The following is a 26,477-nucleotide window of genomic DNA, read 5'->3' as shown; positions in this document are numbered from 1 at the left end:
GCGAACATATCCGCAGTTCAGACGGCATGAAACGAGCGGCGGGATCCGACGTCAAGCGCGGAGAATCGCACCCAAAGGTGTGATCTGCGGGAGGTGATGGCGGTGTCGCCGGAGCCGTGGATCCGGCCAGCGGTGGAGCTCCTCGTCGAGGGGTCGAAGGCTACGTCAGCATGTCGTGACCACGTCGAAGCGGCCGCCCGCCGACTCCTGGAGGGTCGTCACGGTGGCGTCGCCCTGCCCCAGGTAGTCCTCCGAGACGTTCGCGTAGAACGGGTTGTACGGGTTGGTGCCGTAGGAGTGGGCGCGCCCGGCGGCCTCATGCTGGGCGTTGGTCGCCGAGCCGCAGTAGAGGCCCGGCTCGGTCGGCGGGTCGGTGGGATCCTCCGTCGGCGGATCGGTGGGCTCGGTGCCCCGCTCGACCCGGCGGTTGTTGTCGAAGAAGAAGCCCGTGACGTACGCCGGGTAGTCGATCGAGTTCGTCGTGACGTACGAGCCACCGGGGCCGCCGCCGGCCGGCCAGTTGTGTCCCATCCCGGTGTTCTGGATCAGAGACACGCGCGGGCCGCTGCCGTCCGACCACAGCGTGCCGGAGCCGGCGGTGTTGTTGCCGGCCAGGCCGGACAGCGAGAAGGACGACCGCGACCCGGCACCGTAGATCCCTGCCATGACCTGCGCGTTCAGAGTGTTGTAGCCGGGCGCGACGGTGGTGTCGTTGGAGCCGTAGATCACCGAGGTGAGCTGGCTGCCGAACTCCGATGAGGCGGAGCCGGCGAACGTACGGCAGGTGTTGGTGACCTGTGACTGGGTCACCGCCACGGACCCGATCTGCCCAGAGGTCGTCCCGACCGAAGGGCCGGCGTTGATCCCGATCCCGGCGAACACGTCGGGTGCCAGGCAGCCCATCACCATCGTCTCGCCACCGCCCGAGGAAAGCCCGGACAGATAGACCTGGTCGGGGTCGATGTCCAGGGCCGGATCGGCGAGCAGGTCGTTCACCAGCTGGAGGAGGTTGTCGTCGTGCCGCCCCGGCGAGGTCCGGGAGTGGTTGCTGTCGTAGTAGTCCCAGCAACCGAGGAGTACGCCGCCGTTCGGTGCCGCGGGGATCGCCACGACCATCCCACGCGCGTCCGCGGTCGCGGCCCAGTTGCCGCCGTCGCGCAGGGTGGCCGAGGTCTGGACGCAGCCGTGCAGATTGACCATGAGCGCGCGCCCCGTGCCGAGCGTTGGAGCGGTGCTGGGGACGTACAGCTGGGTCGTCATCCCGCCTGCCGTCCTCGCCGACCACGTGCCCGCCGCGGCCGTGGAGGTCTCGGCCGGTGCGACCGCGACGGCCGCTCCCCCTGCCACCACCAGGCCGAGGCCCGCGAGCGTGGCGCCGATTCGTTGCTGCCGGAACCTGGACGAGATCCGAAACCCGAGACCCATGACCGATCCTCCTGAGCGAGACCAGCCCGCCGCCTCCCGGCAGGCAGACCGACCGTAGATGTGACGCCCGCCACAGGTCTATGTCGGCCCGGACCACAATCCGGTGCTGGGATGTATCGATCCGGCTCCGGTCACCGGTAGAGCTCCTCGTCGATGCTCGCCAGCCGTGACGGATGGACGCGATCCCCGAGTCCGTAGAAGTGTTGGAAACTCATCACCAGCGGCCGCCATCGATCAGGGTCGATCCGGTTGGGGTGGCCGGCCAGCCGCAGCTCAGGGGCCACCCGGACCGCTGTCACGCCGACCTCGACGGCAAGCAGCTTCGGCGCGCCGAGATGGTGAAGCGCTGTGACCGTACCCTCGAGATGCACGGGACACTCCGCGACCGACGTCGGCAGCACCGTGTCGGAGCCGTACGCGGTCAGCCCGGCATGTGCATACTTGTCGGACACGTGCACATACCCGCGCTCGGCCTTCGCCGCCGACATCGCCGCGTTGCCCGTGGTCAGCGCGAGCCGGTCGAGCTCGCTGACCAGGTCGACGCTGGGAAGGTTAAGGGCGATCTCGGGCCGATCCCTGACGTTGAGCGCCGTCTGCGACGAAGCGCCGACCCCGAGGACCGCCGTACGTCCCAGCCAGAAGACCGACGACATCGGCATCAGGTTGGTGGTGCCGTCCTCGTTGAGGGTGGAGAGCAGAACCACGGGTGTGCCGAAGTAGAGGATGGCCGGATCGATGTCGACATGCGTACTCATGCCTCGAAACTAGGACGCTCCGCCGCCGGGTTCCGGCAGAAATCAGACGCCGCGTTCACGAGCCGCCGTTGCCTGTTGCGATCAGGGCCTACGCTGTGACCGGCCTGCCGACCTGTGTCAGGAGGACATGTGCAGCGTGGCGAAGTCTGGTGGGTGGAGTTCGACGAGCGCCGGCTGGTCGTGCTGCTGTCGGAGGACGACCCCTCCGGAATCCAGGTGATGCAGGTCGTCGCCCCCGCGGGCGTCGAAGTGGCAGTAGGCGCCACGGAAGGACTGCCCTTTGAAGGCGTCCTACGGGTCGCGATCCGGCGCCACGGCCTCACCCCGTGCACATGGCTGACCACCCTGTCTCGGGAAGACCTGATCGAGCGCGCAGGCACGCTGTCTCCCGCGAAATTCAGCGAGATCGAAGATGCCCTCCGTCTCGGTGGGACTCATTTCGGCTCAGGATCGTCGAGTGAACCGGACGGTGCCGTCGGGTAGTCGCTCGTGAACGTAGGCAGCGTTGTGCGCCAGGCGGTGATGGTGCGGGCAGAGCAGGACCCCGTCTTTCAGGTCTGTTCTTCCGCCGGCGGCCCATGGATCTAGATGATGGGCGTCGCACCATTCCGGTAGCATGTCGCATCCTTCGGCTTGGCAGCACTTCTGCTGCAACCGCAGCGCTTTGCGCTGGGTCGGCACGAAGAACCTACTCGCCCGGCCCATATCGAGGACCTCGCTGTCACCGCCGAGGACCCAGGGGATGATGGTGGCGTTGCAGGCCATCCGCCGAACCTCTGCGGCGGTGATGGTGGTGCCGTTCGTCTCGTCGAACCCCAACGTGGCGGTGCCGAGCTCCTTGCGGAGATCCTCGAGGCTGATCACGACGTTGATCACGGTGGTGTCGCCACCGTGCCTGGGCAGCACGGTCGGGTCGATGGTCTCGATCAGGCGAGCGAAGCCCTGGCCCAGCATCCGCTCCCACGGCGGCAACGGGGCACCCTTCTCGACGAGCTGCTGCTTGCGGGGTTGGGCCCAGGCTTCGACCTGCTTCTTGAACCGCATCCCGATGGAGGTCGGGAGGACCCCGTCGAACCCGATGGTGCCGTCGTGGTTGTCCCACACCCGGAGTGCGGTCTTCTGCTGGGCGCGTTCTTCCTCGGCGAGGAGGGCTTTGGCTTCGGCTTCCTCGAACCGGGCGGGGTCGACCTCGATCAGGATCCGCTTACCGATGATCCGCAGTTCCTTGGCCGTCATCTGGGCCGCGTAGTCGACCAGCAGCTTCTCGGCCAGGACCAGGTCCTCGCCGGTGGCGACCGGGTCGGCATCGACCTTGTCGAGGGCTTTGGTGATCACCCGGGCCTTCGCCTCGGAGAGGACACCAGCAGCCAGGCCGGCAGAGACCAGCTCGTACTTCGCCACCGCATGGGCGAACTTGATCTGCGTCCGCGCGGCACCTTTGTCGACCAGCAGCTCGGCACGCATCCACCCGGAGGCGTCCTTGTCGCCGGTCTCGGCGGCGATATCCCCTGAGACAGCGAGCACTCGCAGCGTCAACGCAGCCTGCAGGGCTTGGAGTTTCTCCGCTTTCGCGAGGTAGTCCTTCTTCTGGCTGGTGCGCCAGTAGGTCGGGTCCATCGCGAGGAGCTGTTCGAGGGAGGTTTCGATGGCAGCAAGAGAAGATTCGAGAAGGTCAGTGGGGTTGGTTCCCCAGTGGTCGATGCTCATCGCCGTCACCTCCTTCGAAAGGCGTGCCGTAATGCCTCCGATTCTACCTTTTCCGCGCCTCCTTGGATACCTATTTGTGCAGGTCAAATGCACTTTTTGCGGTGAGCGAACGGCGCCGTACCTGTCCTGTCACCGATGTCCCGCGACATGACAGAACGGCGCCGTACCTGTGGATGGTAAGTGGCCCGAAGGGCCACCCCTCTCACCCCACGTGCGTCACCGTTCCGAAGCAAGATCCCCTCCGCGCCACACCCGGGCCGCCGCCCCGATAACCAGCCATGTTTTTTCTCGAGATGGTCCGGTGTCACGGACCGCGAAGCGGCCGGCGAAGCCGGCGCCCGAAGGGCGTCCTTGACTCCGGAGCATCTCGAGAACACTCTCGAAGTCGGGTCGGCGGCCCACCCCGGCCTTCGGGTGAAAGGTTTCCGGCAGGGAACCGTGTTGATCTCGACACGCCACCGCCTAGCGGCTCCGGCGGCTCGACCAGCGGGGCAGGAGGTCTCGACCAGTTCGACCACCGCGCAACGCAAGCGTCAGGACACCCCACAACCAACGGCACCCGCAATCTCAGCCACCATTGCCCGAAGATCGTCATCAGACACCGGCCGCTCCAGGACCCCCGAGGCGCCGATGGTCACGACCATGCCACCGTTCTCGACATCCGGCCCCAGGTCACATGCCCAGAACGCGCGCGCCGCAGGACCACCACCACCGATGTACGCCTGCCCACCAGCGAGTGCGAACGAGTCCTCGACCGCGCTGATCCGCCGATGCTCGTCCTCCCAGTCGTGATGCTCGACCGATGCCGCAGCGACGAGGCTGCCGACGTCGCCGTCGACGCTGTCGGTGACGACGGAACACGACCACCTCTCCCGATCATTGAGAGGCAGTGGCTCGGGCTCGCCGTCTCGGAAGAGCCTCGTCCCGAGCACCGATGCGACGCGCCCGGTGCTCATGCCGCAGGCGGTCGGATCCACGTGCGTCTCGAACGGCGCATCCAGTGGGTCGGCTTCGCAGCCGGCGGCATACTCGATCGCTGATCTGAACACCTTCTCGAACGTCTTCGCCGACCCATCGACCTCGGCGGATGTCCACACGGAGATGGCTCGTAGACCCGGCCAGTAGCGGGAGCACACCCAGGTGCCGTCGAAGCTCCCGTCGACACGTCCATATCCGCCAAGGCCACCGTTGAAGCTGATCCGGTGCGGACTCGACTCCACGTTCCGGAGCCGCTTCGGCCAGCTCGTCGCGTCGTCGGTGAGCACCATGAACTCGATCTCCCCGTCCTCCGCCCTGGCCCCACCGACCAACGCCGAGCAGCGTTGCCCGAACCCGTAGCGCTCCACGAAGCGGTCCGTGCCCAACAGATCCTCGACGAGGGCCGACGGGACGCCGCACACGGCGGCCTTCTCATAGTGCGGCGTCAATCCGCTGCGCCACTTCCAGACGCCGCCGCCAACCGCGAGCAGCACGATCACAACACCGACGACGACAACGCGAGTCCTCACGACATTCCCTTCGCTCCCGAGACGAGGGCCATTGCCCCTCAGCGTTCAGTCTCATACCAGACACGTATCCGCGCGATGATCGCATCGACTGAACCGTCCTGGACGGCACGCCCGAAGACACCATCATTGAACCGCTCCCCCCGAACATAGACGGTTGCCAGCCGAGCCGCATCGGCAACCGGCGCACCGGCAAGGCGAACGGGGTCGCGGAGGAGCGGGTTGCCGCGCATCCACTTCATCCAGTCGATGTTGGCACCCCGGAGCGAACGGTAGAGCTGACGAACCCGGTCGCTGTAGGCGGGATACGGCATCTGGATCGCGCCGCTCTCGGTCTTCTGGCCGCCGCCCCAGGCGAAGTCGCGGTCTTCGGCGGTCAGCGCGTCGGCGGCGGCGAAGACCTCCAGCCAGGTCTCCTCCGGCACCTTCCGCAGCTCGGCCTCGACCTGGGCATCGGAAGGATCGAGCGCCTCCCGGGCGCGGTCGAAGGCGTCGTACGCCTTCTGGTCGAAGAGCACCAGACACACCTCGTCGACAGAGGTCGCGGTCCGGGCGAGGGTCCAGAGCGAGACGTACGCGGCCACATCGAGCGGGTAGCGGTAGACGCCGGTCGAGATCGCCGGGAACGCCACCGTGCGCGCCCCGAGCTCGTCGGCCACCCGAAGCGACTCCCGGAAGCACGAGGCCAGCGGGTCGACGTTGTCCTGCCCGTCGGCGTAGACCGGGCCGACCGTGTGGATCACCCACCGCGCGGGGAGGTTGCCGGCGGTCGTCGCGACCGCCTGCCCGACCGGCAGACCGCCACCGAGATGCCCGGCCCGCAGTCGCCGGCACTCCTCGAGGATCGCCGGACCACCCCTCCGGTGGATCGCCCCGTCGACCCCTCCCCCGCCCAGCAACGAGGAGTTGGCCGCGTTCACGACGGCGTCGACCTGCTGCTCGGTGATGTCCCCGCGTACGACCGTGATCCTCACCCGTTCAATCTACGACCATGCCGGGACCTGTGAAGTATCGAGCTGACCACCCGATAGCCGCCCGCGACGAAAACCCCGACGCCCAACGAGGCAAGAACACCGACCCAGCCGAGCCCAGCAGCCTCGAGCCCCGGATAGATCTGCCAGTGGACCAGATAGATCCACAGCGACGACGCGGCGAGCACGCCGACCAGCCGGGACACGGGCCACGGCAGCAGGACCGACCAGGGGACGAGCAGCAGGAGGATGCCGGCGGCGACCGTGGCCTCGCGGAGAGGATCACCGAAGAAGCCGTACGTCCCGGCGACGACCATCACCGCGACCAGGACGCGCTGCCACGGTCGCCGCGCCTCGGCCGCCGCCCAGCCGAGCGCCACGCACCACAGGACGCAGCCGATCGTGTAGCGCTCGGTGGCCCCCGCCTCGAGCCCGACCCATAGATACCGCAGCAAGAGGGTCAAGCCGACCGCAGCCACGGCGGCGCCGAACCGGTGCCGACGCTGCCACCGGTCGAGCAGAGGGACCGCGAGCAGGAGCGCGAGCGCGGCGAAGGACCAGGTGACGACCTCCAGGAACCACAGCTGCCAGTCACGGGTCCACTCATTGCTCCCGAGTGCCTGGTTGAGTCCCAGCGCGGTCGGCCAGTGGTAGCGGTCGCTGACCAGAGCCACACCGCCGACCCACAGCGCCGCCGGGAGCGCGACCGCGGCAGCGCCCCGAAGCAGGCGTCGTACCCGCAGCGTCCGGGTCGGCGCGGTGAGCCCGAAGCGGGCCAGGTTGAACCCGACCACCGCGAGCAAGATGTGCGCTCCGCCGAGAAGGGTCCAGACGTCCGCATGGCTGCCGACGATGGCGACGATCGCCACCGCGCGCAGCAGGACCGGGATCTCGACGGGACGCAGCCAGCGCCGCGGGCTCCCCGCGCTCGCGGCGAGCTCGGCAATGCTTCGATGCTGCCAACCGGCGGGCAGGGTGCCGAGCCGCTCGCCGACCTGGGTGGCGATCTCCACGAAGGAGAGCGAGTCGCCGCCGAGCGAGACGAAGCTGTCCGCCACGGTCGCGTCGGGACGCCCGAGCACGACGGAGAAGACCGTACGCAGCGCCTCGGCGTCCGCACCCTCGGCCAACACCTCGGTCGACGCGGCTGCCGAGGGCCCGGCGGTGTCCGCGGCGCTCGCCCAGCTGTTGAGCGTGGCGTAGTCGACCTTCCCGTTCGGCGTGCGCGGCATCTCCTCGATCCGGTGAACCTGGACCGCCGCTCGCGACAGCGCCACGATGCCGTCCATCCGCGCCGGCAACCGGTCGGCGGCCTCGGGATCCTCGGTGAACAGGTGCAGTCGGGAGCCGGGGGCGACGGCGCGTACGGACGTGGGTGCGAGCTCGGACTCGATCCGGTCGAGGTCGACGCGCAAACCGAGGATCTTGCCGAACCGACTTCGCCGGCCGGTGATCTCCCAGAGCCCGTCGTCGGCCTGGCGGGCGAGATCGCCGGTGCGGAGCTCGGTGAGCTCGGGGCCACGGGCGAGGTCGGCGACGCTCTCGGCGTACCCCATCATCACGTTCGGTCCGGTGTAGACGAGCTCGCCGACGCCTTCCTCCAGCCCCTCCCCCGGGCCCGTGCCCTCCACCGGTTCGAGGCGGAAGTGTCCGCCGGGGATCGGGATGCCGATCGCTTCCGGCCGGCTCGCGGCCAGGTCGGGCGGCAGGTAGGCCATCCGGGCGGTGGCCTCGGTCTGGCCGTACATCACGACCAGGTCCCAACCACGAGAAGCACCCAGCGCGGCATAGCGACGGACCGTCTCGGGCGGCATCTTGCCGCCGGCCTGGGTGATGTAGCGCAGCGACGGCAGCGAGCGGTCGGCGAACCCCGAGGCATCGAGCAGCTCGAAGGTGTAGGGAACCCCCGCGAACGAGGTGGCGCCGTTGCGCGTCGCGACGTCCCAGAAGCAGTCGTCGGCGACCGAGAGATCGGTGAGGATCACCGCGGCGCCGGCGCTGAGATGGGAGTTGAGCACCGAGAGGCCGTAGCAGTAGTGCAGCGGCAGCGAGCTCATCGCCCGGTCGGCGGAGGTGAGCCCGAGGTAGGCCGCGATGCTCGCCGCGTTGGCGGCGAGGTTGTCACGGGAGAGCCGGACCAGCTTCGGCGACCCGGTCGAGCCGGACGTCGACAGCAACAGCGCGAGGTCGGGATGGAGCTCTGCCCGGCCGGCGAACGCGGCCGCGTAGCGCGTGCGGAGCTCGTCGGTGTCGCCTCCCGGCGGCGTCAGCAGAACCGGCCGACGAGCGGCGAGCGCGGCCAGGTAGCCGATCACCGAGTCCAGGTGGTTGCCCGCCTCGAGCAGCACGACCCCTCGCGAGGGGCCGTACGCGGCCACCCGGCCCATCACCGCCTGCTCCAGCTCGGCGTAGGTCAGCGTCGCCTCGGGAGTGATGACCGCCGGATCCCCCGGCCGCCCGTTCAGAAGCAGGTGGGTGCCCGTGGCGATCGTCGAGCTCACGCCGCCACATCCGTGACAGAGCGGAAAGAATACGGACGCGGCGACGTGACGATCTGATCGTTCGCTCGCCTACGCTCGCTCATCGAGTCTCACCGGCATAGCCGACCAAGGGCCCGACGACCTCGAGCGCGACGGTGGTCCCGATGTCGGGGATCCCGGTGCCCGGGACCCGCGCGGTCACCCGTACGTCGTCGCTCAGCCGCACTCGGATCGTGGCGTCGTGCCCGAAGAAGGAGACCTCCTCGACGACACCCTTGATTCCGGAGGCGGCGTCGGCCGAGACCTGCACCTGCTCCGCGCGGACGACCAGCGTCACCGGACCGGCAGGCTGCGGCGTGGCGAGGGCGATCTCACCGAGCGCCGAGTCGACCCTTCCGTCGCCGTCGACCTCACCGGGCAGCAGCGTCGCGGAGCCGAGGAAGGCGGCGACCTCGGGATGCTCCGGCGTCAGGTAGACGTCCACCGCCGATCCGACCTGCAGGAATCGACCGGCGGCCATCACGGCCACCTGGTCGGCGAGCGAGAGCGCCTCGCCCTGGTCGTGGGTGACGAGCAGCGCTGCCGCGCCGGCCGTACGCAGCGCCCGCACGACCGCGCGCCCCGACTCCTCCCGCAGGCCCGCGTCGAGGGATGAGAAGGGTTCGTCGAGGAGCACGAGGCGTGGCCGGGGCGCGAGCGCGCGGGCCACGGCGACCCGCTGCTGCTGGCCGCCGGAGAGCTCGTGGGGCTGGCGGTCGGCCAGCTCCGCGGGCAGCTCCAGCAGCCTGAGCAGCTCGGCGACGCGAGCCTGCCGCTCGGCGCGGGCCACGTTCCGGCCGAGTCCGAAGGCGATGTTGCTGCCGACGTCGAGGTGCGGGAAGAGCGCGCCCTCCTGCGGGACGTACCCGATCCCGCGCCGGCGCGGCGCCAGCCCGGCGACCGAGCGCCCGCCGATCCAGATCTCGCCCGCGCTCGGGGCGATGAAGCCCGCCACGCACCGCAGCAGCGTCGTCTTGCCGCAGCCCGACGCTCCGAGCACGGCGGTCACGCCGCCCTCGACGGTCAGATCGAGCCCGTCGAGGACCTGGCGAGAACCGTGTCCGGCCCGCAGCCCGCTGACTTGCAGAGCCGCCGTCATCGACCCACCCCTCTCGACGCGCGTCCCAGCAGGATCGTCGCCGGCATGGCGAGGAGCACCAGCGCCAGCGCGTACGGAGCCGCGGCTCCGTACGCGACCGAGGATGCCGCGCTCCAGAACTCGGTTGCCAGCGTGGTGGTCCCGATCGGGGCCAGCAGGAGCGTCGCGGTCAGCTCCGTGGAGACTGCGAGCGCGACCATCGCGGTCGCGGTCGCCAGCCCGGGCAGCAGCAGCGGAAGGGTGACCCGGCGCATCGCCCCGGCCCGGCTCAGGCCGAGTGTGAGCGCGACCTCCTCCAGCCGCGGCGGCACCAGCTCCAGCACCCCGCGCACCGCCACGAGCGCACGCGGCAGAAACAGGATGACGTACGCCACCACGAGCAGCGGCAGCGTCTGGTAGAGCGCAGGCACCCAGCCGATGGCCACGGTCACCAGCGCGAGCGCGACGACCACCCCGGGCAGCGCGCTGGTGACGTACGCGACCCGCTCGACGCCCAGCGACCAGCTGTTGCGGCGGCGTACGGCCTGCCACACGACCGGAAGGGCCGCCGCTGTCGCGACGACTCCCGCGACCGCGGCCAGCGCGACACTGGTGCCGGCGGCTGGAAGCAGCCGACTCAGATCCAGCTCGGCGGAGGCGCCCCGGACCAGCCAGCGCACCAGGCTGGCGGCCGGCAGACCGACGGCCAACGCTATGAAGGCACCGAGCGAGACGACCACCGGCACGGTCCCACGGCCCAGCCGCAGCCGTGAGACCGGACGGACGGTGCCGCTCCCGACCCTGGCACGCCGGGCCGGGCCACGGATCAGCATCTCCAGGGCGAGCAGACCGAGACAGGCGACCAGCAGCACCCCGGCCAGCAGAGTGGCGGCCGGCCCGTTGAAGGCAGTTCCGTACTGCTGCAGGATCGCGGTCGTCAGGGTCGGGTAGTTGAGCAGCTGCAGGGCGCCGTACTCGGCCAGCAGATGCAGCCCGACCAGCAGCGCACCGCCGAGCACCGCCGGTGCGATGGTGGGTAGGACCACGCGGAGGAACACCTCCCGCGGCCGTCTCCCGAGCGCCGCCGCGACCTCCTCGAGCGCCGGGTCGAGGCGTCGCAGAGCTGCCACCGCGGGCAGGTAGACCAGCGGATAGTAGGACAGCGAGACGACCAGCACGGCGCCGAGATAGGACTGGACAGCGTGGGTCGTGGCCACCCACGCATAGCCGTTGACGAACGCCGGGATGGCCAGAGGCGCACACATCGCCCCGTGCCACCAACCGGCCAGCGGCAGGGAGGTCCGCTCGACCACCCAGGCGCCGCCGAGCCCGAACACCACCGAGAGCGCGATACCACCCACCAGCAGCCTGCCGGTGTTCCACAGCAGCTCACCGATGCGCGGGCGGACCAGGAACTCGTAGGCCTCGGCCGGCCCCAGCGAGGCGGTCGACCAGATGACGTACGCCACCGGCAGCAGGCATGCCGCAGCGATGATGCCGGCCATAGCCGGCATCAGCCACCTGCCGTAGGCGGCGGCAGGAAGTGTGCCGAGATGCACGCTGCTCAGAGGAAGCCGACTTCCGTCATCATGTCGACCACCGCGGCGCTGTCCAGGTCGGAGATCGCTACCTCGGGCGGGTCGAGCTCGGAGAACTTCTTGACCGGCGGGTCGAGCTGGACCTCGGGGTTCAGCGGGTATTCCAGCGCGTAGCTGTCGGCCAGGCCCTGCTGCCCGGCCTTGCCGGTCAGGTAGCCGATGAACTCCTCGGCGTCGGACTTGTGCTCGGCCGAGGCCAGCACGCCCGCCCCGGAGACGCTCACGAAGGCACCGGGGTCCTGGTTGCCGAAGAAGTGGAGCTTTGAGCTGTCGCTGACCTCACCGGACTCGGCCTGGTCGCGATACCAGTAGTAGTGGTAGATGACGCCGACCGGCACCTCACCCGAGTTGACCGACTCCAGCACGACGTTGTTGCCGTCGTAGACGATGCCGTTGGCCTTGATCCCCTCCAGCCATGCCTTCGTGGCCTCCTCGCCCTCGGTCGCGAGGACTCCGGCGACGATCGCCTGGAAGTCGGCTCCGGTCGGCGAGAAGGAGATCTTGCCCTTCCACTCCGGCTCGGCCAGGTCGAGCAGGGAGGCGGGCAGCTCGGCCTCGGTGATCTGGTCGGTGTTGTAGACCAGCACGGTGGAGCGGGCCACGAACCCGGTCCAGGCGTTGCTCTCCGGCCGGAACTGCTCCGGGATCGGCGCGATCACGTCGTCGGGCAGGGTGGCCAGCAGACCCTCGCGCTCGACCGCGGCCATCGCCGGGGAGTTCTCGGTGAGGAAGACGTCGGCCGGGGACTTCTTCCCCTCCGCGACCAGCTGGGCGGCGAGCTCGAGGTCCTTGCCGTTGCGCAGCTCGACGTCGATCCCGGTCTCCTCCTCGAACGCCGGCACCAGCTCCTCCATGAGCTGCTCGTGCTGGGCGTTGTAGACGACGAGCGCGTCGCCGGAGGAACAGGAGGTGAGCGTTGCCCCGAGGAGAGCAACCGAGACCGAGACCACAACAGCAGAGATAGGCTTCACGGCCATCCTTTCAATTGGTAAGCCTCACCTTAGAAAGGTTTACCTAAGAACGCGAACGCGAGTGTGTCGGGCCCTCGGCCGACACCCGGCCGCGTGCGAGCGATCATCGATTCTGCTGATGCATTGCGCCAAAAGGATTCGTTTGCCAGAGGAACACGCGAGTCACGACCATGGTGGGGCGCCTCACACCTTTTGGAGAATGCCCATGTCTGACCAGCCAGTCGTCGAGAAGCACACCATCGGCTACGTCCCACCCGAGGACCGCCACGGCAAAGTACGCGACCTCTTCACCCTGTGGTTCGGGACGAACATCGCTCCCCTACCCGTCGTCACCGGTGCCGCCGGCGTCACCGTCTTCGGCCTCGACCTGTTCTGGTGCGTCGTCGCCATCGTGGTCGGCCACCTCGTGGGCGGCGTCTTCATGGCTCTGCACTCGGCCCAGGGCCCGCAGATGGGCATCCCGCAGATGATCCAGAGCCGCGGCCAGTTCGGCTCGTACGGGGCGCTGATCGTCGTGGTGATCGCGGCGGTCATGTACCTGGCGTTCTTCGCCTCCAACATCGTCCTGGCCGGCCAGTCGCTGCACGGCATCGCCGACCCGATCCCGGTCGAGGCGGGCATCGTCCTCGGGGCGCTCGGGTCCGGCCTGATCGCGGTGATCGGCTACAAGGTGATCCACTCGCTCAACAAGGTCGCCACCTGGGTCCTCGGCATCGGCATCGTGCTCGGCACCGTCGCGATCTTCGTCTCCGGCCTTCCCGCGGGCTTCTGGACCCAGGGCGGCTACACCACCGCCGGCTTCCTCGCGACGGTCTCGCTGGGCGCTCTGTGGCAGATCGCGTTCGCTCCGTACGTCTCGGACTACTCGCGCTACCTGCCGGCCGGCGTCGGGGTGAAGGCCACCTTCACCGCCACCTACCTCGGCTGCACCCTCGGCTCGATCCTGCCGTTCGTCTTCGGCGCGATCGTGGCACTGGCGATGAAGCCGGGCGTGGAGGTCATGACCGGGGTCCGCGACACGACCGGTGCGTTCGGTACGCCGCTGCTCGTCCTGTTCCTGCTCTCGGTGATCAGCCACAACGCGCTCAACCTCTACGGCACCGTGCTCTCGATCATCACCTGCGTGCAGACGTTCGTCGCCAGCTGGATCCCGACCGCCCGCAGCCGCGTGGTGCTCTCGCTGGTCGTGATGGCCGCCTCGACGTACTTCGCCATCGGTGTCTCGGGCAACTTCATCTCGTACTTCGTCGACATCGTGCTCGCGCTGCTCGTGGTGCTGGTCCCATGGACCGCGATCAACCTGATCGACTTCTACCTGATCCATCGCGGCAACTACGACCTCGACTCGATCTTCGCGGCCGACGGTGGCATCTACGGCCGGTTCAACAGCCAGGCGATCCTCGCCTACGTGATCGGCATCCTCGTCCAGATCCCGTTCATGGCGACCCCGCTCTACACCGGGCCGGTCGCAGAAAGACTCAACGGCGCCGACATGAGCTGGATCCTGGGCCTGGTCGTCACGGCGCCGGTCTACTACCTGCTGGCGCGCGGTCGCAAGCTCGCCCCGAGCGAGATGGCGCTCGCCTCGCACGCCTGAGCCATCGCCGAGTCGGCTCATCCTGACCGCGATCCCCGCCGAGTCGGCGCGTCATGACGCGCCGACTCGGCGGAGCCTTGTCAGTTCGGGCCGACTCGACGGTCGATGCTCAGCGGCCTTCCCGCCGGCGTGCTGCTCGGCCCGAGGAGCGGACGAAGGCCTGGGCGCGGGCGGTGAGGCGTACGCCCTTCATCGAGGCCAGCACGACCTCGAGCGGCTCGATGGGGTCGCTGATCTCGAGGGTCACGATCTGGGCACCGTCGTACGTCGTGTCGCTGGCCGGGCGCTGGTTGAGGACCGACCACCCCTGGCCGTTGGCGACCATCGCCCGGACGGTCTCGAAGCCGGCGGTGCGGTGGCGGATCTGCGGGCGGAAGCCGGCCGACTCGACGAGCCGCTCGAAGTACTGGCCGCTGTGGGGCAGGTCGAGGAGCACCATCGGATCCTCCTGGAGCTCGGCGAGGGCGACCTTCTTGCGGCGGGCCAACCGATGGCCCTTGCCGACGAGGACGTACGGCGCGGCGAGGCCGACCTGGACATGGTCGATGTCGTCGTCGAGGTCGTAGCCGTACATGAGCGCCAGCTCGCAGCGGCCCGAGCGCAGCGCCTGCTTGAGCGCCGCGTGCTCGTCCTCGACGACGGAGACGTGGATGCCGGGATGGTCCTGCTCACAGGCGGCCAGCAGCCGCGGGAGCTCGAAGGGGCCCAGGGTGGTGAAGCAGCCGATGGTGAGGTCGCCGACGAGCGCCTGACCGGCCGAACGCGCGACCTCCACCAGCTCGTTGGTGTGCACCAGATAGCTGCGCAGCTCGCGGTAGAACTCCTCGCCGGCCGACGTCAGCGTCAGACCGCGGGCGTGGTGGCGCAGCAGCAGCTGGACGCCCAGCTCCTTCTCCAGCTGCGCCACGGCCGTGGAGACGGCCGACTGCGAGACCACGAGCTGCCGCGACGCGGCGGTCATGCTGCCCAGCTCCGCGGCTGCGGCGAAGTAGCGCAGCTGGGTCAGGGTGAAGGACGGCTCGGCCATGCGAGCCATCTTGCCCGAACCATGCGACTGCGCGATCTCTTACTCCCGTGTCGCCACGTTGGCGCCGGGCACGTCGAGGTTCGCCAGCGTCTCGGGCCGCAGCAGAGCGTCGAGCACGGCCGGGTCGAGGACGCCGGTGGCCAGGGCCAGATCCCGGATCGCTCCCTCGCCGCCGAGCGCGGCCTTGGCGATCTCCGCGGACCTCGCGTAGCCGAGCAGCGGGGTCAGTGCGGTCGCGAGGCCGGCGTTGGTGGCGGCCGCGGCAGCGAGCGCGGAGGCGTCGACGGTGATGCCGTCCACGCACAGCTCGCGCAGCGAGTCGAAGGCCGACGCGGTCCAGCCGAAGCCCTGGAGGAGGCCGTGGCCCATGACCGGCTCGAACGCGTTGAGCTGGAGCTGGCCGGCCTCGGCTGCCATGGTGACGGTCAGGTCGTTGCCGATCACCCAGAAGGCGACCTGGTTGACCATCTCCGGGATGACCGGGTTGACCTTGCCGGGCATGATGCTCGACCCGGCCTGGCGAGCAGGCAGCTGCAGCTCACCGAGACCGGCCTGCGGGCCGGAGCTGAGCAGCCGGAGGTCGTTGCAGATCTTGGAGGCTTTGACGACGATCCGCTTCAGCACGCTGGAGACCTGCACGAAGGCGCCGGTGTCGCTGGTCGCCTCCACGAGGTCACCGGCGCCGACGACCGGCAGGCCGGTGATCTCGGCGAGGTGCTGGACGGCGAGACGCCGGTAGTCGGGGTGGGCGGTGATCCCGGTGCCGATCGCGGTGGCCCCGAGGTTGATCTCGCACAACAGCATGCGTGAGTCGGCCAGTCGCGCCAGCTCCTCGCGCAGCGTGGTGGCGAAGGCACCGAGCTCTTGGCCGACCGTCATCGGGACGGCGTCCTGGAGCTGCGTACGACCGATCTTGGGGACGGCACGAAACTCGCTCGCCTTCCGGGCGAACGAGGCGGCGAGAGCTTCGGTCGCCTCGGCCAGGCGGTCGATCGCCCCGACCAGCGCGAGGCGCACGGCGGTCGGGTAGACGTCATTGGTCGACTGGCAGCGGTTCACGTGGTCCAAGGGGTGGAGCTCGGCGTAGCTGCCGAACGGCAGGCCCAGGATCTCCAAGGCACGGTTGGCGACGACCTCGTTGGCGTTCATGTTGGTCGAGGTCCCGGCACCGCCCTGGATCACGTCGACGACGAACTGGTCGTCGAGGGCACCGTCGCGGACCTCCTGTGCGGCGGCGGCGATCGCCTCGTACCGGCGGTCGTCGAGCAGGCCGACATCGTGGTTGGCGCGGGCCGCGGCGAGCTTGACCGCGCCGAGCGCGGCGACGAGCGATCGGTGGGCCCCGACCGTGGTGCCGCTGATGGGGAAGTTTCGCAGCGCGCGGGCGGTGTGCACGCCCCAGTACGCGGTCGCGGGGACCTCGAACGCGCCGAGCGAGTCGTGTTCGGTGCGGGTGGAGGGAGCGCCGATGGCGGTCATCGTGCCGTCGCCTCCTCGGCGACGTCGAGCGCGGTCCACGCCAGCGCGGTCGCGGCTTCGAGGATCGCCTTCTCGGCGTCCCCGCCGACGCAATGTGCGGCGAACTCTGGCTGATGGTTGAGGGCGGTCCCGGAGTTGATACCGACGTAGGGGTGGATGGCGTTCACGACCTGGGAGACGTTGCCCATGTCGGTGGAGGCTCGGTTCATCCGGCGGGCAGGGGTCCCCGGGTCGAAGACCCGGCCGATCTCCTCGGCATTGCGCCGGTACGCCGCCAGCGCGGGCGCGAAGATCCGGAACTCGGCGTACGGCTTGCTCTCTGGCTCGACGGTGAGCGTCGCGCCGGTCGCGAGCGCACCGGCCTCGAAGCAGCGCCAGACCTTCTCCTCCGTCTCGGCGAGCTGGGCGAGGCTCTCGGCGCGCACGTACCAGCGGCCCTCGGTCCGCGCGGGGATGGCGTTGGGCGCCTCTCCCCCGTTGGTCATCACGCCGTGCACTCGCACGGTCGGCGGCAGCTGCTGGCGGAGCAGACCGATCGCCACCTGCGCGATGGTGAAGGCGTCGGCGGCGTTGACGCCCTGCTCGGGATAGGCGGCCGCATGGGCCGCCTTCCCGTGGTACTCGACGTGCGAGTGGGACACCGCGAACGGCTCGGCCTCGGCGACATCGACCGGCGCCGGGTGAGCCATCATCGCCAGGTCGAGGCCGGCGAAGGCGCCGCGCTCGAGCAGCTCGATCTTGCCGCCGCCACCCTCCTCGGCGGGAGTGCCGTAGACCTCGATCGTCAGGCCGGCCACATCGGCCAGCGGAGCGAGCGCGCGGGCGGCACCGACGGTGATCGCGGAGATCAGGTTGTGGCCGCAGGCATGGCCGAGACCGGGGAGCGCGTCGTACTCGGCACACAGGCCGAGGCGGAACGGACCACTGCCGAAGGTGGCCAGGAACGCGGTCTCGAGGCCGAGGTGGGCCGGAGTCACATTGAACCCGGCCTCCTCGAGCGACTCCGCGACCCAGCGCGAGGACTCGTGCTCCTCCCACGCGGTCTCGGGGTTGGCGTGCAGCTGCTCCGAGAGCCGGACGAGGCGCTCGGCATCGCCGCCGATCGTGGCCGCGGCGTGCGTTTTCGAGGTGGTCATCGGCTCACTCGTCCCCAGGCACGCCGTAGGACGGGGCGGTGGTGGGGTCGAGGCCGCGGGTCACGTAGTCGTCGCGCTGCGGCATCCAGACCTTCAGCAGGTCACGGAGGTCCTCGACCGGGTGATCGCTCCAGTCGACGCGGAGGTCGGTGACTCGCCAGGCGACGTCGCGTACGACGGACAGGCCGGCCGAGTGCAGCGGCCCGGCCTCGCCGCCGACGGCCAGCCCGGCCTCGAGAGCGGCCAGCAGCCGCTCCTCGAGCTCGCCGGTCGAGGTCTGGAAGCCAGCGACGACGGCGTCGACGACCTCGGTGCCGGCCAGCAGGTTGCCGGCGGCGACGACCTGCGGCGCGACGGCGTGATGGTGGACGCCGAGCGACCCCGACCCGCTGTACGCAGCGCCGGTGCCGTCGAGGCCGAGCACCGTCAGCTGACGGTGGTCGATGTGCTCGCGACCCTGCGTGACCGACGCGAGCGCTGCCCGGGCGTCGAGCCCCGCGGCGAGCGCGGCGAGCAGCTCGGTGCCCAGGCGCGGGTCGGTGATGTTCTGCGACGAGGCGCCGCCGACACCGGGGCGCAGATGGACGCAGCGCGCGGCGACGGCCGGGCTGGAGGAGGTCACGGCGATGCCGACGGCGCCGTTGCCGTCGGTCGCGAGGACGGAGAAGGTCACTGCTGCTCCCCCGGGATCACGGCGATCGCGTCGACCTCGACCAGCCACTCCGGACGGGCCAGGGCGGAGATCACCAGGCCGGTGGAGATCGGGTGGACGCCCTTCGTCCAGCGGCCGATCGTCCGGTAGACCGTCTCGCGGTAGCGCGGGTCGACGATGTAGATCGTGAGCTTGACCAGGTGCTCCATCTCGGCACCGGCCTCCTCGAGCAGCATCTTGATGTTGGCCATCGCCTGCTCGGTCTGCGCCTCGACGTCGCCGATGCCGACCGACTCGCTGGTGTCCAGGTTCTGCCCGATCTGGCCGCGCACATAGACGGTGTTGCCCGCGACGACGGCCTGGCACAGGTCGTTGTCGAGGTTCTGCTCGGGATAGGTGGCGCTGGTGTTGAACGGGCGGATCCGGGTGTGTCCGCCGACGACGATGCTCTTGTTGGTCTCCACGAAGACCAGTCCACCTCGTCGCAGAGCATGTGTCCAACAGATGTTTCCAAGGACTATCGTCAATGAAACAGATGCAGTAGCGGGGCCCCGGTGATTGCATCGGCCGATCCGATGGGTAAGGCCAACAACATCTGTTGGACACGAGCAAAGGGGCGCCTCAGGATTTGAGTATGTCCAACGAACAGATCGAGGTCCTCGTCGTCGGCGCCGGTCAGGCCGGCGTGGCGATGAGTGAGCACCTGAGCGACAACGGCGTACCCCACCTCGTGCTGGAGCGTGACCGGATCGCCGAGCGCTGGCGCACGATGCGCTGGGACTCGCTCGTCGCCAACGGCCCGGCTTGGCACGACCGATTCCCGGGCCTGGAGTTCCAGGACGTCGACGCGGACGCGTTCGCCACCAAGGACCAGGTCGCCGCCTACTTCGAGGCGTACGCCGAGAAGATCGCCGCCCCGATCAGGACCGGTGTCGAGGTCACCTCGGTGACCCGGAACGAGGGTCGTCCGGGCTTCCGGGTCGAGACCTCCGACGGCGTCATCGACGCGCGGTTCGTCGTCGCCGCGACCGGCCCGTTCCAGCGACCGGTCTACCCGCCGATCGTCCCCGACGGCGCGGTCGCGCGGCAGCTGCACTCGAGCGACTACCGCAACCCTGACCAGCTTCCGGCGGGCAACGCCCTCGTCGTCGGCGCCGGTTCCTCCGGTGTCCAGATCGCCGACGAGCTGCAGCGCTCCGGCCGCCAGGTCCACCTCTCGGTCGGCCCGCACGACCGTCCCCCGCGCAGCTACCGCGGCCGCGACTTCTGCTGGTGGCTCGGCGTCCTGGGGCTCTGGGACCTGGAGACTCCGGCCGCCGGCGCGGAGCACGTCACCATCGCCGTCAGCGGCGCGCACGGCGGCCACACCATCGACTTCCGCACCCTCGAGGCGAGCGGGATCCAGCTCGTCGGCATGACCGACACCTACGACGCCGGCACGCTCACCTTCCGTGAGGATCTGGCCGAGAACATCGCCCAGGGCGACGCCAACTACCTCGCCCTCCTCGACGCCGCTGACGAGTACGTCACCCGCAACGGCATCGACCTGCCCGAGGAGCCTGCGGCCCGCGAGCTCGGCCCCAGCCCTTCAGCTGCGACCACGCCCCTGCTCTCTCTCGACCTGGCCGAGGCCGGCATCACCACGGTGATCTGGGCGACCGGCTTCGCGACCGACTACGGCTGGCTCCAGGTCGACGCGCTCGACGAGAACGGCCGCCCGGCCCACCGCCGCGGCGTCTCCACCGAGCCCGGCGTCTACTTCGTCGGACTCCCCTGGCTCTCCCGTCGCGGCTCGAGCTTCATCTGGGGCGTGTGGCACGACGCCAAGCACGTCGCCGGCCACATCGCGACACAGCGCAGCTACGCGGCGTACGACCGACAGGCCCGCGGCTGATCCGGCGGGCCGAACCTACGACGGGGAGTTTTGCAGGGGTTACTCGCACGTAACCCCTGCAGAACTCCCCGTCGTACGTGGCCCTGTGGATAACTTCTGCAGGGAAGTCGGCTCCGGGTGATGATCTCGGCATGGCCGTTTCCGCTGAGGACTTCGAGCCGCCGGAGTTCCACGTGCGCCGGCCGGGGCTCATGCGCCCTGTGCGCGTCGATCCAGCCGGGAAGGGCGGGCCGACGCGAGGTCAGGTGGCCGGCAAGGGGTGGCGACGGACGGGTCGGGGCTTCTACCTGCCCGCGCGACACACCGCAGACACGCCGGAGCAGCGGATCGTCGAGGCAGCGGTGGTGCTCGGCCCCTACGATGCCGTGACCGGGTGGGCGGCGCTTCGCTGGCTCGGCGCGGAGGCGTTCGACGGCCTCGAGGCCTCGACGAGATCAGGACAACGGCCCAACCGCGAGCGGCCGGTTCCGCTCCTGGTGGACGATCATCGCATCGACCCGCCCCGGGGCGCATTCATCACCGCCGAGAGGCGCCAGCTCGATGATCGACGGGTCGTCGACGGCCTGCCCGTCACGCATCCGCTCCGGTCCGTCTGCTTCGAGATGAGGTTCGCCTCGACGCTGGTCGAGGCGGTCAAGATCTTCGACGCCGCCGCGCAGGCCGACCTGGTGGCGAAGCAGGAGGCCGAGGCGTACGTCGTGCGTCTGTCCGGTTGGACGGGCGTGGGCCGATGCCGCGAGGCGATCGCGCTCGGCGACGAGAACACGTGGTCGCGGATGGAGACCGAGATGCGCCTGCTGTGGCGTGACATCGGCCTCGTCGACGTCGTCTCCAACCATCCCGTCTTCGACATGGCAGGCAACCACATCGGTACGCCCGATCTGCTCGACCTCGACCACGGCGTTGTCGGGGAGTACGACGGCGCACTGCACCTGGAGGGCAAGCAGCGAGCCAGGGACATCCGTCGTGAAGGAGCATTTCGCCGCGTGGGCCTGGAGTACGTGACCATGGTCGCCGCCGACCGTCGCGATCCCGCCGACTTCCTCCGCCGCACCCGAGACGCATGTCGGCGAGCCGGCCGAGATCGGACAAGAGACTGGACCCTGACCCCACCAGCTTGGTGGCTCCCGACAACCACGGTAGAACAACGCCGCGCCCTGACGAAGGAACAGCGCTCGAGAATCCTCCACCGCCGAGCCAGCTGACCCCTACCGGGTACGACGGGGAGTTCTACACGGGTTACTGGCGCGTAATCCCTGCAGTACTCCCCGTCGTACCTATTTCGGTCGCCTCAGGCCAGCTGGGTCACCTCACGCCGGAACGGCACCTCGTCGTTGGAGGGCAGGACGGCGTCGAACTCCTCGGCGGCGCGCCGGCCGGACCACACCGCCGCCGCGATGGTGCCGGGACCCCAGGAGTCGCCGATGCCGCGTACGGAGGCGATCTCGTCGGCATCGCGACGGGCGACGAGGTCGAGGTAGAGCTCCTCGCGCGGGAGGCGGGCGGTCACCATGACGACGGCGTCGCAGTCGAGATCGCGCTCGACGCCCGCGTAGACGTCCTGCACCCGGACACCGCCGACCCCGACGGAGACGACCGCGTGGTCGGTCACCCGAGTGATGCCGTTCTCGATCAGACGCCGCTGGATCCGGTTGACCTCGAAGGTGTTGTTGGTCCACGACGACACCTGCGAACCGGTGGTGACGATCGAGACGTCGTAGCCCTTCTGCGCGAGCAGCTCGGCGACGACGCCGCCCAGGTAGTAGTGGTCGTCGTCGTAGACGACCACCTTCTTGCCCTCGGGAAGCCGGCCGGCGAAGAGGTCGTCGGGCCCGAGCACCTGGGCACCCTCGGCGATCGGCATCGCGCTGGTGTGGAAGCGCGCGACCCCGTCCGTACGCCAGGTGGCGCCGGTCGCGGTGATGACGTGCTCGAAGCCGAACTCGACGATGTCCTCACCGCTCATCGGGCTCTCGCGATAGATCTCCACGTTGGGCAGCTCGGCGAGGGCCGCCTCACGGTACTCCTTGACACGGCCCCAGGCAGAGAGGCCTGGCAGCGCGGACTCCTGCGTCACCCGGCCGCCGAGATCACGGCCGGCCTCGGCCAGCACGACGTCGTAGCCGCGGACACCGAGCGCCCGGGCCGCCTCCAGCCCGGAGGGGCCGGCGCCGACGACGAGGATGCGGGCGTCGCTCTCCTTGGCCCGGATCCGCTCCGGGTGCCAGCCGCGGCGCCACTCCTCCCCCATGCTCGGGTTCTGGGTGCAGCGGATCGGCGACATTGTGAGGTCGCCGGAGACGCAGATGTTGCAGCCGATGCACTCGCGGATCAGGTTGAGCCGGCCGTCGCGGATCTTGTTCGGCAGGAACGGGTCCGCGATCGACGGGCGCGCGGCGCCGATCAGGTCGAGGATGCCGGCCTTGACCTGGCGCACCATCGCGTCCGGCGAGGTGAACCGGCCGACGCCGACCACCGGCTTGGAGGTGAGCTTCTTCAGTCCGGCGACGAACTCCTCCTGGCGGCCCTCGGGCGCGAACCGCGAAGTGACCGAGTCGCCCTCCCAGCTGCCCATCGCGAAGTCCCACAGGTCGGGCAGCTCGCCGAGCTCGCGCAGGACGCCCTCGATGTCCTCGCGGGTGATGCCACCGTCGATCTCCTCCTCGACCGTGATCCGGCAGGCCACCGCGGCCCGGCCGGCGACCTCGTCGATGGTGTCCTCGAGAAGCTCGCGCAGCAGCCGCATGCGGTTCTCGAGCGAGCCGCCGTACGCGTCGGTGCGGTCGTTGTAGCGCCGGGAGAGGAAGTGGTGCGGGGTGCCGTAGCCGTGGGCGCCGTAGACGTAGACGACGTCGTAACCGGCCTCGAGCGAGCGGCGTACGGCATTGCGGTGCCAGCGCCGCAGATCCTCGATGTCCTGCAGCGACATGGCGCGGGCCTGGACCGGCGCGATCGTGTCGGGAGCGACCGGCAGGTGCGCCGGCCCGAGCGGGGTCTCGCGGCTGAGCTGATTCGGGGCGTTCATACCGTTGTGGGCCAGCTCGATGCCGGCCAGGCCGCCACCCTCGTGGATGGCGTCGGCGATCCGCTCGAGCGCGGGCAGGTCCTGGTCGTCCCAGATCCGCAGCTCGATGAACGGCGCGATGTCGGAGGTCGCGTGGATCTCCACCTGCTCGGTGCACACCACCGACCAGCCGCCCTCGGCCTTGATCTTGCGCATCGCCGCCTGGGCGCTGGGGTCGCGGTAGCCCATCCCGTTGCAGTGGGGCACCTGGTAGAAGCGGTTCTTCGTGGTGAACGGCCCGATCTGCACGGGCTCGAACAGGATGTCGTACGGCGCGGGGGTCTGGTCGGTCATCGGATGGGCTCCTCGGTGGGAACGGACGGCACGGGGGCGCCGACCTCGGCGCGGACGCGGGCACCACGGACGTACCCGACTCCACAGAGCAGGAGCAGGCAGCCGAGCGTGCCGAGGGTGAAGGTCTCGAAGGTCACCCGGCTCACGCCCCAGATCTCCTCGAAGGGGTAGGCCACGCCGAAGACGCGCTCGAGGGTGCCGGGGAAGACCGCGACCCACGAGCCGAGCAGGACCCAGGCGAAGGCCGACCAGCCGAGCACCGCGAAGCCGCGGTCGGAGACGGGCACGCGGAACGGGCGCGGGCGGTCGGGGTAGCGGGTGCGCAGCCGGATCGCGGCGGGGATGACCAACAGGTAGCTGAGCAGGAAGGTCGAGATCGAGATGGTGAGCACGACCCCGAAGATCGACGCCCCCGACCCGGTCACCTGCATCGCGACGAGCATGAACACCGTCGAGACGACGCCGGAGAGCATGTTGACCCGAACCGGCGTACCGAGGCCCTCGTGGAAGCGGCCGAAGAACCCTCCGAAGAAGGACCCGTCGGCAGCGGTCATCGCCTGCATCCGGTCGGAGATGATCATCCACGCGGCACCCTGGCTCATCAGGATGTAGACGAAAGCGACGGCGGTGAGCGTGAGCAGCGGCTCCGCCGCGGGGCCGTAGACCGAGTAGACGGTGCCGACGGCGTCGAGGAGCCCACCGATGCCGGTGATGTCCTCGCTGGGTACGACGAGCAGGATCGCGAAGATCGGCACCAGGTAGCAGACCGCAGCGGTCAGGCAGGAACGGAAGATCGAGACCGGTACGTCGCGAGCGGGGTTCTCCATCTCGCCGGCCGCGCTGTTGGAGGACTCGAAGCCGAGGTAGGCGAAGAGCAGGATCGGCACCGACCCGAACAGGCCGAGCAGGGTCGGGCTGAAGTCGCTGCCGTTGAGCTCGACCACGCCGTGCTGCGTGGCGTAGATGATCGTGGTCAGCACGAAGAAGGCGAGCAGGCCGACCTTGAGGATCGCGCCGCTGGTCGGGAGCCACTTGCCCTTGCTGAGGCTGGCGATCGCCGCGACGACGGTGATCCAGATGAACACGATCTTGAACACGTAGTCACCGACCGAGCCGTGCTCGAGCGGCGTGATGTAGACGCTCACGGTCTCGGCGGCGAGGAAGGCCATCGAGCCACCGACCCACACCGGCTGGGTGATCCAGGTGAGGATCGCCGCCACCGCGGCGGCCGGACGTCCGAAGGCGTCTCTGACCCAGGTGTAGGCACCGCCCTCCTCGCTGAACGCGGCCCCGGTCTCGGCGAAGATCAGTCCGTACGGCACGAGGAAGAAGATCGCGAGCACGAGCGCCCAGGTGAACGCCTCGGCGCCGTAGACCGAGACCTGCCCGAGGGTCTCGAGGCCGACGACGGCGGCGATGAGCAGGAAGATGATGTCGAAGCGTCGCAGCGTCTTGCGAAGATGCGTCTGTTGCTCGGCCGCGAGCGCGGTCGGCTGGTTGGTCTGCGTCATGGTGGCTCCCTGGCTGGTCGGACGGGTCAGTGGTTGATCCAGACGGTCTTGAGACCGACGTACTTGTCGAGCGCGTGCAGCGAGAGATCACGCCCGAAGCCGGAGCCCTTGAACCCGCCGAACGGGGTCCAGGCGCTGAAGGCGTCGACGCCGTTGACGGTCACCGTGCCGGCGTGGATCCGTTCGGTGAGCCGGTGCGCGCGGCTCAGGCTGCTGGTCGCGACCGAGGCGGCCAGTCCGTACGGCGTGTCGTTGGCGAGCGCGACGGCCTCGTCCTCGGTGTCGAAGGCGGTGACCGCCAGGACCGGCCCGAAGACCTCTTCGCGGGCGAGGGTGGAGACCGGGTCGACGTCGTCGAAGACGGTCGGCTGGATGTAGCAGTCGCTGCCGTCGCGGGTGATCCGCTCGCCACCGGTGACCAGGCGGGCGTCGGAGGCCTTGGCCGCGTCGACGAAGCCCATGATCCGGTCGGTCTGCTCGGACGAGACGATCGCGCCCATCCCGGCGGCCGGGTCGAGCGGGTCGCCGGGGGCGTACGCCGCGGCCTCCTTCGCGACGAGGTCGACGAACTCCTCGTGGGCCTCGCGCTGGACGAGCACGCGGGAGTGCGCCGAGCAGACCGCGCCCTGGTTGAACCAGATGCCGAAGGCGGTCTGCTTCGCCGTGGCCGCGAGGTCCTCGGCGTCGGCGAAGACGACGTGCGGGCTCTTGCCTCCGCACTCGAGCCAGACCTGCTTGAGGTTCGACTGGCCGGCGTACTGCAGGAAGTACGCGCCGACCTCGGTCGAGCCGGTGAAGGCGAGCACGTCGACGTCCGGGTGCAGGCCGAGGGCGCGGCCGGTCGTCTCCCCCAGGCCCGGGACGACGTTGAGGACACCGTCGGGGATCCCAGCCTCGGCGGCGAGCTCGGCGATCCGCAGCGCGGAGGAGGGTGACTGCTCGGCGGGCTTGAGCACGACGCTGTTGCCCGCGGCCATCGCCGGGGCGACCTTCCACGCGAGCATGTCGACCGGGTAGTTCCACGGGACCACCGCGCCGACGACGCCGAGCGGGACGCGGCGGATCAGCGCCGTGGTGCCCGGCGGGGTCGGCGCGACCTCGTCGTTGATCTTGTCGATCGCCTCGGCGTAGTAGCGGAACAGGTCGACCGAGAACGGCAGATCCAGGTCGTAGGCGTCCACGACCCGCTTGCCCATGTCGAGCGAGTCCAGCACCGCCAGCTCGGCGGCGTGGTCGGCGAGGAGATCGGCGAAGCGGAGCATCCGCTCCCGGCGGAATGCGACCCCGGCCCGCG

General features: G+C 69.6%; 21 protein-coding genes and 1 pseudogene. 4 read left to right on the top strand and 18 right to left on the bottom strand.

Annotated features, from left to right (window positions below; translation table 11 throughout):
• Positions 1-165: 165 nt before the first annotated feature.
• Both ABZZ22_RS14585 and ABZZ22_RS14580 read right to left on the bottom strand, forming a co-directional pair.
• Positions 166-1,425: a PHB depolymerase family esterase gene (locus tag ABZZ22_RS14585; RefSeq protein WP_354932482.1), complete on the bottom strand. Its 1,260-nt coding sequence runs from the start codon at positions 1,423-1,425 to the stop codon at positions 166-168.
• Between the two features lie 131 nt (positions 1,426-1,556).
• Complete coding sequence (locus ABZZ22_RS14580) at positions 1,557-2,180, bottom strand: flavin reductase family protein (protein ID WP_354932480.1); 624 nt, start codon at positions 2,178-2,180, stop codon at positions 1,557-1,559.
• 114 nt (positions 2,181-2,294) lie between these two features.
• Between ABZZ22_RS14580 and ABZZ22_RS14575 the strand changes: the two genes are divergently transcribed.
• On the top strand, positions 2,295-2,663 hold the full coding sequence (locus tag ABZZ22_RS14575) for a type II toxin-antitoxin system PemK/MazF family toxin (protein WP_354932478.1): 369 nt from the start codon (positions 2,295-2,297) through the stop codon (positions 2,661-2,663).
• Here ABZZ22_RS14575 and ABZZ22_RS14570 read toward each other — a convergent pair.
• The 8 genes and pseudogenes from ABZZ22_RS14570 to ABZZ22_RS14535 all read right to left on the bottom strand — a co-directional run bounded on the left by ABZZ22_RS14570 (position 2,625) and on the right by ABZZ22_RS14535 (position 12,535).
• Positions 2,625-3,887 (bottom strand): DUF222 domain-containing protein, encoded by a 1,263-nt coding sequence (locus ABZZ22_RS14570; RefSeq protein ID WP_354932476.1) that lies wholly within the window; start codon positions 3,885-3,887, stop codon positions 2,625-2,627. The genes ABZZ22_RS14575 and ABZZ22_RS14570 overlap by 39 nt on opposite strands.
• Before the next feature lie 533 nt (positions 3,888-4,420).
• On the bottom strand, positions 4,421-5,395 hold the full coding sequence (locus tag ABZZ22_RS14565) for a hypothetical protein (protein ID WP_354932474.1): 975 nt from the start codon (positions 5,393-5,395) through the stop codon (positions 4,421-4,423).
• Positions 5,396-5,433: 38 nt separating this feature from the next.
• The gene (locus tag ABZZ22_RS14560) at positions 5,434-5,817 is read right to left on the bottom strand and encodes a DUF6508 domain-containing protein (protein WP_354932560.1); all 384 of its coding nucleotides are present in this window, start codon (positions 5,815-5,817) and stop codon (positions 5,434-5,436) included.
• Positions 5,818-5,889: 72 nt separating this feature from the next.
• Positions 5,890-6,366 (bottom strand): annotated as a pseudogene (locus ABZZ22_RS14555) (O-acetyl-ADP-ribose deacetylase); the annotation flags it as partial.
• The gene (locus ABZZ22_RS14550) at positions 6,363-8,864 is read right to left on the bottom strand and encodes an AMP-binding protein (RefSeq protein WP_354932472.1); all 2,502 of its coding nucleotides are present in this window, start codon (positions 8,862-8,864) and stop codon (positions 6,363-6,365) included. The pseudogene ABZZ22_RS14555 and the gene ABZZ22_RS14550, both read right to left, overlap by 4 nt.
• 79 nt (positions 8,865-8,943) lie before the next feature.
• Complete coding sequence (locus tag ABZZ22_RS14545) at positions 8,944-9,981, bottom strand: ABC transporter ATP-binding protein (protein WP_354932470.1); 1,038 nt, start codon at positions 9,979-9,981, stop codon at positions 8,944-8,946.
• Positions 9,978-11,519 (bottom strand): iron ABC transporter permease, encoded by a 1,542-nt coding sequence (locus tag ABZZ22_RS14540; protein ID WP_354932468.1) that lies wholly within the window; start codon positions 11,517-11,519, stop codon positions 9,978-9,980. The genes ABZZ22_RS14545 and ABZZ22_RS14540 overlap by 4 nt, the downstream gene beginning before the upstream one ends.
• 5 nt (positions 11,520-11,524) lie before the next feature.
• Positions 11,525-12,535, bottom strand: a complete 1,011-nt coding sequence (locus ABZZ22_RS14535) for an iron ABC transporter substrate-binding protein (protein WP_354932466.1) — start codon at positions 12,533-12,535, stop codon at positions 11,525-11,527.
• Between the two features lie 199 nt (positions 12,536-12,734).
• Between ABZZ22_RS14535 and ABZZ22_RS14530 the strand changes: the two genes are divergently transcribed.
• Positions 12,735-14,126 (top strand): cytosine permease, encoded by a 1,392-nt coding sequence (locus tag ABZZ22_RS14530; RefSeq protein WP_354932464.1) that lies wholly within the window; start codon positions 12,735-12,737, stop codon positions 14,124-14,126.
• 109 nt (positions 14,127-14,235) lie between these two features.
• On the opposite strand, the gene ABZZ22_RS14525 is transcribed toward ABZZ22_RS14530, so the two are convergent.
• The 5 genes from ABZZ22_RS14525 to ABZZ22_RS14505 are packed head-to-tail and all read right to left on the bottom strand — an operon-like array spanning position 14,236 to position 18,884.
• Positions 14,236-15,153: a LysR family transcriptional regulator gene (locus ABZZ22_RS14525; protein WP_354932462.1), complete on the bottom strand. Its 918-nt coding sequence runs from the start codon at positions 15,151-15,153 to the stop codon at positions 14,236-14,238.
• Positions 15,154-15,192: 39 nt separating this feature from the next.
• Positions 15,193-16,632 carry an aspartate ammonia-lyase gene (locus tag ABZZ22_RS14520; RefSeq protein ID WP_354932460.1) on the bottom strand — a complete coding sequence of 480 codons (1,440 nt, stop codon included), beginning with the start codon at positions 16,630-16,632 and terminating at the stop codon, positions 15,193-15,195.
• Entirely contained in the window at positions 16,629-17,768 is a 1,140-nt protein-coding gene (locus ABZZ22_RS14515; protein WP_354932458.1) for a M20 family metallopeptidase, read from the bottom strand. Before ABZZ22_RS14515 ends, ABZZ22_RS14520 begins: the two co-directional genes overlap by 4 nt.
• 4 nt (positions 17,769-17,772) lie before the next feature.
• Complete coding sequence (locus ABZZ22_RS14510) at positions 17,773-18,441, bottom strand: DUF1028 domain-containing protein (RefSeq protein ID WP_354932456.1); 669 nt, start codon at positions 18,439-18,441, stop codon at positions 17,773-17,775.
• A complete protein-coding gene (locus ABZZ22_RS14505; protein ID WP_354932454.1) occupies positions 18,438-18,884 on the bottom strand; it encodes a RidA family protein in 447 nt (148 codons plus the stop codon). The genes ABZZ22_RS14510 and ABZZ22_RS14505 overlap by 4 nt, the downstream gene beginning before the upstream one ends.
• Before the next feature lie 170 nt (positions 18,885-19,054).
• Here ABZZ22_RS14505 and ABZZ22_RS14500 point away from each other — a divergent pair, with 170 nt between their 5' ends.
• Entirely contained in the window at positions 19,055-20,314 is a 1,260-nt protein-coding gene (locus ABZZ22_RS14500; protein WP_354932452.1) for an NAD(P)/FAD-dependent oxidoreductase, read from the top strand.
• 131 nt (positions 20,315-20,445) lie between these two features.
• Positions 20,446-21,519 (top strand): hypothetical protein, encoded by a 1,074-nt coding sequence (locus ABZZ22_RS14495; RefSeq protein ID WP_354932450.1) that lies wholly within the window; start codon positions 20,446-20,448, stop codon positions 21,517-21,519.
• Positions 21,520-21,605: 86 nt separating this feature from the next.
• Here the strand turns inward: ABZZ22_RS14495 and ABZZ22_RS14490 are convergent, their stop codons facing one another.
• The 3 genes from ABZZ22_RS14490 to ABZZ22_RS14480 all read right to left on the bottom strand — a co-directional run.
• Complete coding sequence (locus ABZZ22_RS14490) at positions 21,606-23,672, bottom strand: FAD-dependent oxidoreductase (RefSeq protein WP_354932448.1); 2,067 nt, start codon at positions 23,670-23,672, stop codon at positions 21,606-21,608.
• Positions 23,669-25,183 carry an APC family permease gene (locus ABZZ22_RS14485; RefSeq protein ID WP_354932446.1) on the bottom strand — a complete coding sequence of 505 codons (1,515 nt, stop codon included), beginning with the start codon at positions 25,181-25,183 and terminating at the stop codon, positions 23,669-23,671. Before ABZZ22_RS14485 ends, ABZZ22_RS14490 begins: the two co-directional genes overlap by 4 nt.
• A 26-nt stretch (positions 25,184-25,209) precedes the next feature.
• A partial coding sequence (locus ABZZ22_RS14480) for an aldehyde dehydrogenase family protein (RefSeq protein ID WP_354932444.1) occupies positions 25,210-26,477 on the bottom strand: 1,268 nt, incomplete at its 5' end.

The organism is Nocardioides sp. NPDC006273 (genome assembly GCF_040613495.1).
GTDB lineage: Bacteria > Actinomycetota > Actinomycetes > Propionibacteriales > Nocardioidaceae > Nocardioides.
This window is presented reverse-complemented; position numbering and strand designations above follow the sequence as displayed.

What these genes read in the sequence shown, in the direction of transcription:
- ABZZ22_RS14500 (WP_354932452.1), top strand. Translation starts at nt 19,055, where the DNA reads ATGTCCAACGAACAGATCGAGGTCCTCGTCGTCGGCGCCGGTCAGGCC.
- ABZZ22_RS14545 (WP_354932470.1), bottom strand. Translation starts at nt 9,981, where the DNA reads ATGACGGCGGCTCTGCAAGTCAGCGGGCTGCGGGCCGGACACGGTTCT.
- ABZZ22_RS14585 (WP_354932482.1), bottom strand. Translation starts at nt 1,425, where the DNA reads ATGGGTCTCGGGTTTCGGATCTCGTCCAGGTTCCGGCAGCAACGAATC.
- ABZZ22_RS14530 (WP_354932464.1), top strand. Translation starts at nt 12,735, where the DNA reads ATGTCTGACCAGCCAGTCGTCGAGAAGCACACCATCGGCTACGTCCCA.
- ABZZ22_RS14570 (WP_354932476.1), bottom strand. Translation starts at nt 3,887, where the DNA reads ATGAGCATCGACCACTGGGGAACCAACCCCACTGACCTTCTCGAATCT.
- ABZZ22_RS14520 (WP_354932460.1), bottom strand. Translation starts at nt 16,632, where the DNA reads ATGACCGCCATCGGCGCTCCCTCCACCCGCACCGAACACGACTCGCTC.
- ABZZ22_RS14495 (WP_354932450.1), top strand. Translation starts at nt 20,446, where the DNA reads ATGGCCGTTTCCGCTGAGGACTTCGAGCCGCCGGAGTTCCACGTGCGC.
- ABZZ22_RS14515 (WP_354932458.1), bottom strand. Translation starts at nt 17,768, where the DNA reads ATGACCACCTCGAAAACGCACGCCGCGGCCACGATCGGCGGCGATGCC.
- ABZZ22_RS14535 (WP_354932466.1), bottom strand. Translation starts at nt 12,535, where the DNA reads ATGGCCGTGAAGCCTATCTCTGCTGTTGTGGTCTCGGTCTCGGTTGCT.
- ABZZ22_RS14580 (WP_354932480.1), bottom strand. Translation starts at nt 2,180, where the DNA reads ATGAGTACGCATGTCGACATCGATCCGGCCATCCTCTACTTCGGCACA.
- ABZZ22_RS14525 (WP_354932462.1), bottom strand. Translation starts at nt 15,153, where the DNA reads ATGGCCGAGCCGTCCTTCACCCTGACCCAGCTGCGCTACTTCGCCGCA.
- ABZZ22_RS14490 (WP_354932448.1), bottom strand. Translation starts at nt 23,672, where the DNA reads ATGACCGACCAGACCCCCGCGCCGTACGACATCCTGTTCGAGCCCGTG.
- ABZZ22_RS14485 (WP_354932446.1), bottom strand. Translation starts at nt 25,183, where the DNA reads ATGACGCAGACCAACCAGCCGACCGCGCTCGCGGCCGAGCAACAGACG.